At 44.0% G+C, this 13,679-nt stretch carries 6 protein-coding genes; all 6 read right to left on the reverse strand.

What is annotated here, in order from left to right; translation table 11 throughout:
• Positions 1-166: 166 nt before the first annotated feature.
• The 6 genes from AB4238_RS14140 to AB4238_RS14165 all read right to left on the reverse strand — a co-directional run bounded on the left by AB4238_RS14140 (position 167) and on the right by AB4238_RS14165 (position 13,149).
• A complete protein-coding gene (locus tag AB4238_RS14140; protein ID WP_372033995.1) occupies positions 167-2,254 on the reverse strand; it encodes a bifunctional 2',3'-cyclic-nucleotide 2'-phosphodiesterase/3'-nucleotidase in 2,088 nt (695 codons plus the stop codon).
• 487 nt (positions 2,255-2,741) lie between these two features.
• On the reverse strand, positions 2,742-5,813 hold the full coding sequence (locus tag AB4238_RS14145) for an efflux RND transporter permease subunit (RefSeq protein ID WP_372033996.1): 3,072 nt from the start codon (positions 5,811-5,813) through the stop codon (positions 2,742-2,744).
• Positions 5,810-9,103 carry an efflux RND transporter permease subunit gene (locus AB4238_RS14150; RefSeq protein ID WP_372033997.1) on the reverse strand — a complete coding sequence of 1,098 codons (3,294 nt, stop codon included), beginning with the start codon at positions 9,101-9,103 and terminating at the stop codon, positions 5,810-5,812. Before AB4238_RS14150 ends, AB4238_RS14145 begins: the two co-directional genes overlap by 4 nt.
• A 14-nt stretch (positions 9,104-9,117) precedes the next feature.
• Positions 9,118-10,179, reverse strand: coding sequence for an efflux RND transporter periplasmic adaptor subunit (locus tag AB4238_RS14155; RefSeq protein WP_372033998.1), 1,062 nt, complete (start codon positions 10,177-10,179; stop codon positions 9,118-9,120).
• 410 nt (positions 10,180-10,589) lie between these two features.
• On the reverse strand, positions 10,590-10,850 hold the full coding sequence (locus AB4238_RS14160; RefSeq protein ID WP_220740259.1) for a hypothetical protein: 261 nt from the start codon (positions 10,848-10,850) through the stop codon (positions 10,590-10,592).
• Between the two features lie 364 nt (positions 10,851-11,214).
• The gene (locus AB4238_RS14165; RefSeq protein ID WP_372033999.1) at positions 11,215-13,149 is read right to left on the reverse strand and encodes a radical SAM protein; all 1,935 of its coding nucleotides are present in this window, start codon (positions 13,147-13,149) and stop codon (positions 11,215-11,217) included.
• Between the last annotated feature and the right edge of the window lie 530 nt (positions 13,150-13,679).

Below are 13,679 nucleotides of genomic sequence, written 5' to 3' on the forward strand. Positions count from 1 at the left end.
ATGATATCTAGGGCTTGTGAGACGAGCATAAAAAATCCGAATCCTGAAACAGAACTCGGATTCTGAACGACTGAGTAGAGCAGTCAACCGATCATTTTCATACTAAATGATCGGCATTACTCCATTTAGAAGCCTTTTTAGTGGGTTAAAACTTAGTTACTAGCGATTATTTGGCAGTAGGCTCTTTAGTTAAGTCTATGCTGTAAATAGCAAAACCAGCAACAGTGCTGTCATCTTTAGCAAGCTTAACCATGGTACGCTGTTGGTTTTCTTTGATGAATGTATCAGCAAGTTCACTGTCTTGAGTTTCAAAGCGAACATCAAGTGTTACGTTAGTGGTGATGGTTTTGAAATCCCAGTTGTAATCAGCTGAAGGATCAACTGCGCTGTCGTATCCACCTGAACCGTCAGGTTGAGATTCAGCGGTGATGTACTGAGATAGCGCTTCACGGTTCTCATCAGGAAGTTCCAGCACTACGTGATCAGGACCAGTTCCAGCAAATGCGCCACCAAAGGCTCGATAGTTATTTGATGCAACAACAAACTCTTTGCCACTTAGTTCAGCACCAGTGAAGACTTTGCCATCACTATCTGTGTAGGTTAAATCGACAATACGGTTAGCAGCTGCATTTACCACGGCACAGTCACGATCAAACTTAGATGGTTGAGTGACATCAACTTTGTAAGTTAAGCCATCGATAACGTCGAAGTTATAGGTTGGGTGACCGGCACGGTTAATAAGGTTTTGTGGCGCAGTGCTTGTTGGGTCAATTTGGTTAAATTGATTTGCACTACACTCTAGCCAGTCTTGTAGCTCAGCACCGGTAGCTTTAACAGCGACCATAGTGTTTGGGTACAAGTAAAGATCCGCCGCGTTACTGTAAGTTAGCTCGCCCGCTTCAACCATCACGAATTGACTTGCATCACCCTCTTCATAACGACCACCAGCTTTAAATGGTGCCGATGCTGACAATACTGGCAGTTTCTTCAGCTCTTCATCAGTACCAGCTTGAATTTGCTGGGTTACTTTTGCTATTTGAGCGTCAGAAACAATCTGAACCGTTGGGTCATCTTGAACCAATGTCAGGAAGCTGTACATGTCCGCTGTTGCCACGCCAATAGGCTGGTTAACAAACTCTAAGGTACCTTGGTGCTCAAGTTCTACTGCGTCACGGATTGATTGCTCACCAGTAACTAACTCTTCTTTATTTGCGGTATCGTAAACAGGGCGCGCTTCAGTTTGTGACTCTTCATGGTAAACATTCCATTTACCGTCTTCTTTGCGAAGTTTAAGGTCAACAATACCTAAGTTGTCACCCCAACGACCAGGCATAACAGCAGGTACGCCGTTCAAAAGCCCCTTTTCAACGTCAGTATTTGGCAGATCAGCATATTTAGCATCAGGGAAAACCGAGTGGCTATGGCCAAACATGATGGCATTAATGTCTTCAACGTGAGTTAGTGCGTAAGTCGCATTCTCTGCCCAAGCATCACCAGGGTTATCTGATGAACCAATACCCGAATGCGGAATGGCGATAATGACATCAGCACCTTCAGCTTTCATTTGTGGGATGAATTTTCTGGCTGCTTGAGTAATGCCTAGCACTTCAACTTCACCGTCTAAATTTGCTTTATCCCATTGCAGAATTTGCGGCGGAACAAAACCGATGTAACCGATTTTGATTGTATGCTCATTACCATTGCTATCTACAACCACTTTGTCTGTAATGATGTATGGCGTGAACATGTTGTCTGCAAATTCTACCTCATTCCAACAGCCATCTTTGTTGGCACAGATAACGTTAGCGTTAATGTAAGGGAAATTCGCACCAGCAATGGCTTTTTCTAAGAATTCTAAGCCATAGTTAAACTCGTGGTTACCAATATTCCCGACAACGTAATCTAAGGTATTCATCGCTTTATAGGCTGGGTGAGTATCGCTTAGACCCGTACTGGCAATATAATCGCCCATTGGACTACCCTGCAGTAAATCACCGTTATCAACCAATACTGAGTTAGCTGTTTCAGCACGAGCTTGGCTGATTAGGCTAGCAGCTCTGGCTAAACCGATTGTAGGATCTTCTTTACCGCTGTAATAGTTAAAATCCATGATATTGGTGTGTAGATCTGAGGTTTCAAGAATTCGAAGATCCACCTCAACTGCACTGACTTTGTTGTCATCGTCATCAGAACTACATGCTGTTAGCCCTAAGGTTGATGCGATAACTACTGCTATTAATTTTTTGTTTAGCATATCCATTCTCTTATATTTGTTTAGACCCCAAGAAGTCAAAAAACTTCTTAAACTGTTAATAGGTTTATTTTTGGCATAACTCACTATTAACGAGCGTGATTATAAGGACTATTTATGTGAGTTTTGTGATCTATGGCATACTTTGCCTGTATCAGTTTGTGACACTCAAAGTAACTGATTTGTTAGCTGCTTTATTAATCGATTACATCGGAATTTGTTATTTTTACGTGGCTATTGGCTGTGTTTTGTTGCGTTTGTGGCGTAAGTGTTGGCTTTTGTCCCTTGACAATATGGCAAGGTAGCATGCTTATACATTAGTTTTTTGAAACTGTGGACTTGTTATTGAATCTGGGGATATTGCGAGGGAATGGGGAAAACAGTAAACGATTGGTATTAACCATATCCATTATTTTATCAACATTACGGCCTAAGCTAAATTTGCCAGAAAAAACCGAACCCAAAAGGGTTCGGTGGTAGTTTCACTAACTTAGCTCGCCCAAGGTAGTACTCGGCGAGAAAAACGATCTGCTTGACCAAGGCGAATGGCCGATTGATGACGCATTCTATATAGCGCCTGATAACACAGTGGTACCAGGTATAAACTGGTAACAGTAGAGAACGTCAGTCCACCAATAATCGCAATGGCCATCGGTGAGTATGACGGGCCGCCACCACCGAGCTGAGTATCACCCATTGCTAACGGAACCAAACCTAATACTGTGGTGCCCACCGTCATTAATACAGGTCGTAATCGGGTATTACACACTCGACTGATGGTTTCTGACAGCTTATCGAGTTCAGGGTTAAGCTGGTTTATTTGGTCGACTAATACTATGCCGTTGTTGACCACAATCCCTATTAAAATCAAGATCCCTATCATTGCCATTATCGACATCGGAGTACCGGTAAATAGCAGCGCCCAAAATACCCCGGTAATCGAAAAGAGAATTGAGGTGATAATGGCCGTTGGTAGTAGCAGCGACTCAAACAATGCTGCCATCACGATATAGATCATTGCGATAGCTAGAATCATGTTGGTTGCCATGACCGCCTCATCTTCATCTTGCTTTTGGAATCCCCCACGTAACGAATAGCCGTAGCCAGAAGGAAAGTTAATCGTCTCCATGACTTGGGTGATCTTCTCTTGCGCCTCTTCGGTGGTGAGATCATCGAGGTTGGCACCAATCGACAGCGCAGTTTGTCTATCGTAATGGCGAATAGTGTCAAACCTAGGCTGGATCTCGATATTCGCCAGACTGTCTAGCGTATAAACACGATTGTCGATACGGATGATCGGCAGCTGTTTCAGCTTTTCTAGTGACAAACGCCATTGTTGCTCATAGGCCATCTCTATACGAAGTTCGCCATTTGGATCATGACGGAATGAGCGCAGTTGAGAACCTCGCAGTGCCATAGAGATACTTGATGCCACTTCATTTAGTTTGAGATCCAGCCTTGCCGCCATTTCACGATCAATTCTGATCACCACCTCTTGTTGCGCGCCGCTAAGCTCTGAACGCACATCAGTCAGCCCTTCAACAGCACTAAGCAGTGGGATCACTTGCTCGCTGATATGGATGAGCTCAGAGGTCGAACGGCCAGTCAACGAGATGCGAATGCCGTTGTTTTCTCCGCCCCAACCAAACTGCGGTTTCGCGATAGCAAATTTTGGAAACCCTTCCCGGATCATCTTTTTCAAGGCTTTCATATCAATCTCTATATCTTCTTTTAGCAGTAAGGTCGATTGACCTCTGTCTGCAGAAAAGTAGCTATAAACCGAGTCGATGTAGAATTTGTCTTGGTTGGCGTACAGATAATCCTCCATTTTATCGATCATCTTCTCGGTGACATCTAGGCTATGGCGCCCCTCAACCTGGTAATTGATGTAAAGGCGGTTGTTGCCTTCGCCATCAGATTGATCTTGTTTCACCATTGATAGTGGTAATCCGGTAGAGCCAAGCAGAATTAATGCGATAACACCGGAGGTTTTTGGTCTCGATAGTATCCAGTTAAGGCTATTAAGATAACGCTGCTGTAACTTACTTTTGTGCACTTTTTCCGGCAGGTTAAACTCCATTTTACTGAGCATCAGTGGCAACAAGGTCTTGGCCACTAGTAGTGATGCTGCCAGTGAAATACAGATAGCAATGGCGACATGTTCAAGAAAAATAGTTAGCTCAACCTTCACCCCAAAAATATTGGGTAAAAATACGATGGCGGTGGTTAAAGTACCGGCTAGTACCGCTAACGACACCTTATCAACACCGTTTAGTATCGAGCTGTTACCATCGGCTTTAGTTTTCTGGTAAGTAGGATCTGACTTTTGCAGCTGCTTTTCTTGCAGTACGCTTTCAGTCACTACTACAGCGTTATCAATCAGCATGCCCACAGCGAGCAATAACCCCATCATAGAAAGGATGTTGAGGCTGTACCCGAGCAGATACATCGCAGCCAGCGTCATACAGATCGCAATCGGCACTGATGACACGATCACCAAGGTCATCTTAAGGTTTCGCAAAAACAGATAAAGCACGATAAAAGAGAGCAGGGCACCAATCAAACCTGCGGTTAGCAAGTCGCGCAGTGATGAGGTAACTCCATATGCTTGGTCTTCCATCACAAACAGCTTAATGCCTTGAAACTGCGGATCTTGCTTAGCGTTCTCAATCACTTTTAATACCCGCGCAGAGACATCAACTAAATTGGCACCAGACTCTTTAAATACATCGAGTCCTACCGCATAGTTTTGGTCTAGGTGGCGACCATCTAAACGTTCAGGTAACGAGAAACTGACTGTTGCAATATCACCGAGAGTAATTCCTGGGGTGAGCACCAGTGACTTGATTTCATCAAGATTTCTAAACTCACCTTTAGGCGATACCTGATAGACACGCGAGTCTGTTTTTAACACGCCAGCACTAATGACAAAGTTCTCTTGTTGCATACGGCGAGTCAGCGCTTTAATTGAAATATTACTGGCGGCTAGTTTGTCAGCATTGATACGGATCTCTATCTGTTTTTGCTCTACACCGTAAAGGGTAACTTGAGACACGCCTTCTACACGTTCAAGTGGTCTTTTAAGCTGCTTATCCAGTAAGTCAAAAGCGCCTGATAACTCTCTATCACTCGATATTCGTAAATTGAGAACCGGCATATCGGCGGTACTAAACTGCCTAATAAATACTCGCTCAACATCTTTAGGCAGTAAGTGGCGTACAGAGTCTACTTTTTCGCGTGCTTCTAGGCTTTTAGTGGCAACATTTTCTCCCCACTTCATTCTGAGCTCTATCTCGGCGCCATTTTGCGAAGAGCTTGAACGCAGCTCTTCAATGCCGCCCATAGTGGCTAATGTTTCCTCTAATACACTGGTTATATCGCGCTCAACCTCTGAAGGAGTTGAGCCTTTATAGGGCACTTCGACAATCACTTGCGGAATATCGATGCCAGGAAACATCTCTAACGGCAACAAGCGACTAGAAGCGAGACCGAACAGTAATATAGCGACAAAGAACATCGCCGTGGTTACTGGCCGTGCGATTGCAAGGCGGGTGATATTCATACTTGACCCCCTTCGACTGCGGGCTCACTAGCACTTTCTTGCTCTACTTTATTATTTGCATAATCTTTGCGATCAAACAGCGCGTAAAGCACAGGAATAACCACCAGAGTGAGCAGTGTCGATAGCGATAGGCCAAAGATAACCGTTATTGCCATCGGAGCACGCACTTCACTGCCATCACCTAAGCCAAGTGCCATAGGCGATAGACCCAAAGCGGTTGTCATTGTAGTCATGATAATGGGACGAAGACGCGACTCGGCAGCATTGGTTATCGCACTGAGCTTGTCTTGTCCGGACTGACGTAGCTGGTTAATTCTATCCACTAAAACAATGGCATTGTTAACCACAATACCCGCCAGCATAATCAGTCCAATAAAGACCACTACACTCAAATGCGTTTGGGTAATGTAAAGCCCTAAAATACTGCCACCCACCGCCATCGGTACCGCAATAAGAATGAGTAACGGGTGTAACAAAGATTCAAACTGACTGGCCATCACTAAGTAAACTAAAAATACCGCCAATACTAATGCAATCTGTAATGACTGGAATGAATGCTCCATCTCTTCATTCTGGCCACCAAAACGGGCCTGAATAGAAGTCGGCAGCGTTTGGTTAGCGAGAATTTCACGGGCGGTCAATACCGCGTCATTTAAGTCGCCATAGGCTAAGTTAGCAGAGACAATCGCGACTCGTTGCTGACTAATTCTATTAATCGCCGATGGGCCAAGTTTAAGGCTGACATCTGCGACTGCACTGAGTGAAATAGGGTGGCTACTATTTGGATTAATGATCATCGAATCGATATCACTAATTTGGTTACGCTCATCAAGTTCGCTGCGCACTAGAATATCAATCTTACGGTCACGAACCGTATATTGACTGGCAATCGTGCCGCCAATACGCTGTGCAATACGGTTTGCCACAGATGGTGCATCCATGCCTAAAGCGGCAAGGCGTTGATGGTCAAAGCGAATGCTAAGTTCAGGCTGTCCATCTCTAAGGCTTGTATTGATATCTGCAAAGCGGTCAGAGTCAGACAGAGCATCCACTAAGCTATCAGCAGTAGATTTAAGCTGCACCAAGTCGTAACCAACTAGTTCAATCTCCAATGGTGTTTTAAAGCTAAACAACTCTGGGTGTTGGATTTTAGCTTCAAGCTCTGGGATCCGCATTGCTGTGGTGCGAAGTTTCTGAGTAACAGCTGCAAACGCGTCGTGATCTGCTAGTACGACTTGTAGGCGTCCCCAGTTTTCACCGCCACGAGAGGTATCAGATGTCATCAATCCGCCGCTTCCCGCTTGACTATAAGCATGCTTAACATCAGCTCGGTCTTTAATCGACAGTGCTAGCGTGCGCAGTACTTTATCGGTTTCTGACACTTCAGTTCCTGGTGGCAGCAACACTTCGACATAGAACTCGCCCTGATTCATCGGCGGTATAAGCTCCATACCGAGTCTTGGTACCAATAGGGCCGCGCCAGCAGTAATGGCAATAGCAATGGATAAGGTCAACACTCTGAATTTAAGCGCGCCAGCCAATAAGCGATGATAACCACTTTCAAGCACACCATAGACCCAATTAAAGGCACTACTTAATGGACGCATAACCAGCCCTACAAGCCAAGAAAGGCTGCGGCCAATAATCAGCGCCAGTGTTAACAGTGCGCTTGGCAGATAGTTAAATAGCAATACAAATGGGAACGAGAACACGGTAGCGCTGTAATGCTTAAGCTTAGCAAGCTTGGTTTGTGGCTTCTGTTTCTCTGTTTTAGCCATTAGCGGCGGTAGCGCTTTAAAACCTTCACGTGATGCAAGCATTGGAATGGTGGTCAGTGCTACAAACAGTGATGCAAGTAAGGCAAAGGTTACGGTCAGAGCTTGGTCAGAGAAAAGCGCACCAGCAACGCCATCAACAAATACTAAAGGCACAAATACCGCAAGGGTAGTGAGTGTTGATGCAAAGATTGCACCTGATACCTCTTTTGTCCCCGTTACAGCCGCATCGAGTTTATTCATGCCCAGTGACTTACAGCGGTCGATATTTTCCAGTACCACAATGGCATTATCAACCAGCAAGCCGACGGCGAGTGCAATTCCCCCAAGCGACATGATATTCAAGCTGATATCGGCAAAATACATCATGTTAAAGGTGGCAATGACGGAGAAAGGAATAGAAATTGAGATAATCAGTGTCGGTATAATATCTCGTAAAAATAGGTAGATAACTAACATAGACAGCAAGCTACCGATAAGCGCTGCCGAGGTGACTTCATTCACTGCGCTTTCAATAAACTCTGATTGGTCGTAAATGACCTGCAGCTCTGCTTTGGGGCTATTTTTGTTTAGTTTATTTATCTCATCGGTGACTTTGCGTGCCACTGCGACAGTATTCGCGTCACCCTCTTTGTAAATGGCGAGTTCAATTGATTCTCTGTCACCAATACGAGTAATATCGTTGCGCTCTTTATGAGCATCGACAATTTCAGCAACTTCAAAGAGTCTGACTAAGGTCTGCGCATCACGATAAATAACAATTTGCCCCAGTTCTTCAAGCGAGTTGAATTGGTTTAGGGTTCTAACTAAATACTCTTTATCACCTTGGATAACTTTACCGGCGGAGAGGTTAATGTTCTCTTCTGCAATACGGCTACGAATGAGATCAGCGCTCAAGTTAAGTTGAGTCAGTTTTTGCTGATTAAGTTGAATATGAACCTCTTGCTGTAACCCGCCAGATAAACGTACTGCAGCGACACCTGATAATGATTCAAGCTGTCTTTTAAGCTCCTCTTCTGCATAGGTGCGCATTTGCTTGAGCTCGCTATCGCTCGCAGATTTAGCCACATCAGCATCAACGCTTGGAACTGAAAGGGCGAGGCGAACTATTGGGTCAAGGTTTGGATTAAAGCGCAGTAATAGCGGTTTTTTTACATCCAGTGGCAGTTCGATGGTATCGAGTTTTTCTCTGACATCGAGACTTGCCATATCCATGTCTGTGCCCCACTCAAATTCGAGTACCACATCAGACATCCCTGAACGAGAGATAGAGTTTATTTTACGTAAGCCTTTGACAATCCCCGCCGCTTCTTCGATGGGTTTTGAGACTAACTGCTCCACTTCAACTGGCGCGGCACCCACATATTGAGTACGAATAGTAATGGTTGGATAACTTAAATCAGGCAGTAGTTTCACCGCGAGACGTGAGAAACCAACCATACCAAAGAGAATCACGGCAAACATAAACATCCACACGGTGACAGGACGGTTTACCGAGGTTTTTATTATCGACATAGCGCGCTCCGAGTCTATTTAGCTGATGCAATATTTAAAGAACCAATCACTTCAACCAGTGACTGATCTTTAAGATTTTGATGACCACGGATAACGATTTGTTCACCAGGCTCTATACCTGCAACCACTTCAACAGTATCAGCCTCATGGTAGCCCAAAGTCACAGTACGACGGTTGGCGTTGCTACCATCGATGACATATAGCGCAAACTCATTGTCTTGGTTAACTAGCGCGTTATATGGCACGGTAATGACGTCATTGTGAGTGTCATAACGCAGCTCTACACGAGTGAACATACCGGCTTTAAGCGTGGCTTTTTGATTGGGTACTGAAAGCGTCACTTTAAAGGTACCGCTTTGAGCATCAACAATAGGGCTAATGCGAAGAACGGTAGCGTGAGTAGTGTCTTTAGTATGTTTGTTGGCAAATATCTGTGCATCTTGGCCTAAGCGAAGGTGCTGCAATTGCTGCTCAGGTAGGTGCACAATGCCGTATAACTCATCTTGATTAACAATATAGAACAGTTCGTCGAACTCTTTAGCCATGTTGCCCGACTTTACAAAGCGGGTCGCGATGACGCCATCAATCGGTGAGCGGATCATGCTTTCTTGTACGTACAAAGCTGCCAAGTCGCGTTTAGCCATTGCTGCTTGTAAGTTATATTCGAGCTTCGCCATGGAGTCAGCACTAAAAAACTCTTTATTACTGATTTTTTTGAGGCGGTTAAGTTCTTGCTCAATAATTTCGACTTCAGCCTGTGAACGGTCTAAATCAAATTTCTGTCTTTTTGAATCGATTACCGCAAGCAACTGTCCTTTAGTGACACGATCGCCTTCTTCCACGCTAATTGATTGGATAAGACCGGCAACGCGGGTAACCACTTTGGCTTCTTCTGGTGCTTCAAGTGTTGCCGTGGTGCTATAAAAAGAGGATACATCGCCTTGAATAACGGTTGCGATTTCTACTGGAACTGCATATTTTTCTTCTTCCTTTACCTCTTCTTCTGCACCACATGCAGAAAGTAGCGCAGCAAGCATAATTGGTAGGATAATTTTGTTGTTATTAAGTGCTTCCATGTCTTTAAACCCATTTAAGTTGTTTCATTACTCCTAACAAAGCATTATATGTGCCAATGTGTATATCGCTTTAAATACAATGAGTTATATTTATTTATAAAAGTTGAGTTGGTTGCTTTTGTAACTAATGTAGTGAAAAGGTTTATTTGTTGCGGTTTTTAACAATCGATATCGGAGCTCAAGGAAACTTGTGAAGAATGCCACCAATATGATTTTAAAGTGGGTAACAGTGGCAGCAACACTTAGCAAAAAAAGCATGCTCGATAAAAGTGATGAACTAGTTATGTTATTGTATAACCGTTATTTTTCGAGTTGATGGTGGATGTGAAAGCTTAGACAAGTGAAGAAATTAAGTCTTATACGGATTGAAATTAGAGGTGCTTAATCTAATGACTAAACACCTAATATAGTTAATCAGCTGTTCGTTCTGCTTTTTGCTCGCCGTTGTAGATACACATTGCTGAGTTATAGTCGTTATATGCAATGGCATAATTGAAGTCACAGAAATAGGCTGGGTGTTTTGTTGCAACCGCATCACCTGCTTTACATTGATCTTGCATGCCTTCAACTAACGAATCATTGTTTTTTCCTAGGCAAGCCTTGCCAGTTGTACCGTCAGTACAAGCTGTTAGTGAAGATATTGCGACTAAGAGCAGTAGTGCTTTTTTCATTGTAGAAATTCCGTTTAAAAAAAGTGTCAGTGTCATTGTGTCCAACAGATGCCAAGCTATTTGGTTTCCCTTAAACATAGAGTTGATATTATTTCTAATATTTCATTTCATAACAACAAGCTAGCACTCAAAATTCACTAAAAGAGACTGTTATTGTCAAGATATAAGAATAGGGCTTGTTGATAAGCGCCTGATAAAAAGTAGCTAAGACTAAGTGGACGTGAAAAACAAAAGATAAGCCGCTACATTAGTAATCAGTCATACCAATAAGTGCTTTTGTGGAAATCAAATTAGGCCACGTTCTGATGCATATAAAGAAGGTGGCCCGGATGGCGGTTAGTGTTTTGGGTTATTTAACTACTGCTCAACCATCATTGCTGGTGATGAGGTTGCTTACCGCTCTTGAAACAAAGTCTTTTCTCATGCTGGTCGGTTTAACATCTTGATTGAACCAGAAGCTCATCGGCTGATCAAAACCAATACCGTGCATATAATTATAAATAGCTTTTCTTAGACCTTCGCCAAGCATGTCGTGATTAGTTCCGGTTGGGTCGGTAAAATCGACATCATTTTCAGCAAATAAAACCTCTGGTCTCTCAGCAAGGGTAATACCAAAGTTTTCAGGGTTTAAACCTATTGGGCTATGTATGGTCGCGACAAAGCGGTGCCAGTAGGCGGATTGAAAGCAGCCTTGCTGCATCATCTGTCTAACCATTTCTAGCGAATCAACGGTTTCTTGCTCAGTTTGAGTTGGAAAGCCATACATCAGGTAGGCGTGCACTAAAATACCAGCGTCGCTGAAGGCTTTGGTCACCTGAGCGACGCGTTCAACGCTAACGCCTTTTTTCATCAACTTTAATAGTCTATCTGATGCCACTTCTAGGCCACCACTGACTGCAATACAGCCTGAATCAGCTAACAATTGGCAACGGGCTTCACTAAAGGTGCGTTCAAAACGGATATTGCCCCACCAACTGATCACTACGCCACGTTCGATGAGCCGTTTAGCAAAAGTGAATAATAGTTTCGGTGGCAGCGCCTCATCAACAAAGTGGAAACCGGTCTCGCCAGTCTCTTCAATAAGCTGCTCAATTCTATCGACTAGAACATCCGCACTCGCTGAGTCAAAACGGTCGATATAATCGAGGCTAACATCGCAGAAGCTACATTTACGCCAGTAACAACCATGGGCAATGGTCAGCTTATTCCAACGACCATCACTCCATATACGGTGCATAGGGTTAAGCATTTCACATAAAGACAGGTAATCGCCTAATGGCAAGCCATCATATATCGGCGCGCCAACCTCTGTTTGTGGGATATCTTGCAGCTGGTCATTCTCATTGAAATGGACATAAGCCTCACCGTTTTCATCTTCGGCGAGGAAATAGGTGCGTACAAGATCGTCCACTTCGCGCTGGCCTTGAAAATACTCCAGCAAGGTTATGAAAGGGCGTTCACCGTCATCGAGACAGATAAAATCAATAAACTCGAACACGCGAGGATCTTTAAGGGCGCGTAGCTCGGTATTAATAAAACCGCCGCCGACCACAATAGGAATATCGGGATTGATGGCTTTACAGGTTTGCGCAATACGCAGCGCACCCAACATATTGCCGGGGAAGGGCACTGTAAGCGCCACTACGCTAGGTTGAGTTTCCTCAAGATAATGCTCAACTAATTGTTCCAATATTTCAGAGCTAAAGCTCGGCTCACCCATTAAGGTCTCGTAGAGATTATCGAAACTTGGGTTTGCCGCCGCTAACTGCTCGCCATAGCGGCTCACCTCAAAATAGGGATCAACGCCTTGAGTGATAACACTGGACAAATCGTTAATAAATAAGGTGGCAAGATATTTAGCTTTATCTTGTACACCTAAGTTACCAAAGGCTGCTTGCAATACATCGCCAGATACCGCTTCCATTTGTGTAATCGCATCGAATGCTGGGCCTTCGGGTAGAAAACGGCGCGAGTTAATTCGCATCGCAAGGCTTGGATCCTTTCCCTGCAAAAACCGAATCGCGCTCTCAACGGTAAGATGGTAGCGGTCAAACTCGGCTAAAAAATTAAATATTGCATCAGGCAGTTCGTCGTCTTCAAAGTGTTCGAAGTTCTCTTCTATATGTTGACGAATAATCTCCAGTGCGGGGGCTGTCATCATCTCTAAGAAAAGTTCAATAGCAGGATCTCGCTGCACCGCCTCATAGCCTTGGGAGCGTAAAAAACCCGTTAAGTACGCCGTAGCTGGATAAGGCGTATTAAGCTGAGTCATGGGAGGGGTCATTAGAAGAACGGTCATAGCCTGCCTTTAAATAGTAAAACTTGAATACTTTGCGTGATGCTTAATGGTAAACAAAGTATGGCAACGAATAGTGCAGCCATAAAATAACAGGCGATTCTAACAAATGGTTTCAATAAAAACCCGAAAATTAGCCAATCAACGATGTTTTTTGACGCTCAAACGCCAAGCATTTGTGCTTTTTTAATATAAAGGCACGTCGCGAGTGTATTTGCAGTAGTACTGAGAGTTGGCATTAGAATCACTTTAGGCTGGCGATAACTTACTTTTGCACCCAAATTGGTTGGCCTTCGAATGAAGACTGATTACATTTTTGACAGATATGACTAAGCAGCCTGTTTGAACTTGTGAACTCATTGTTACTAATCGCCTCCAGCGGGCTGGACAGGATGTCCGAATGTCTTGAACACATGGATGTGTAGGAACGACCGACCGCATGTGCAGATACTGCCGTATCTGTACTTGGGTCATTGGTGTTTTAATTTGTACTGTAGTGGTAAAGCTTCTAGCACGGAAATGTCGGGTGGACG

Source organism: Shewanella sp. 10N.286.45.A1 (assembly GCF_041470405.1).
Classification (GTDB): domain Bacteria; phylum Pseudomonadota; class Gammaproteobacteria; order Enterobacterales; family Shewanellaceae; genus Shewanella.

Bases quoted from the DNA above. Each gene is read 5' to 3' on its own strand.
- AB4238_RS14160 (WP_220740259.1), bottom strand. From the start codon at position 10,850: ATGAAAAAAGCACTACTGCTCTTAGTCGCAATATCTTCACTAACAGCT.
- AB4238_RS14155 (WP_372033998.1), bottom strand. From the start codon at position 10,179: ATGGAAGCACTTAATAACAACAAAATTATCCTACCAATTATGCTTGCT.
- AB4238_RS14150 (WP_372033997.1), bottom strand. From the start codon at position 9,103: ATGTCGATAATAAAAACCTCGGTAAACCGTCCTGTCACCGTGTGGATG.
- AB4238_RS14140 (WP_372033995.1), bottom strand. From the start codon at position 2,254: ATGCTAAACAAAAAATTAATAGCAGTAGTTATCGCATCAACCTTAGGG.
- AB4238_RS14165 (WP_372033999.1), bottom strand. From the start codon at position 13,149: ATGACCGTTCTTCTAATGACCCCTCCCATGACTCAGCTTAATACGCCT.
- AB4238_RS14145 (WP_372033996.1), bottom strand. From the start codon at position 5,813: ATGAATATCACCCGCCTTGCAATCGCACGGCCAGTAACCACGGCGATG.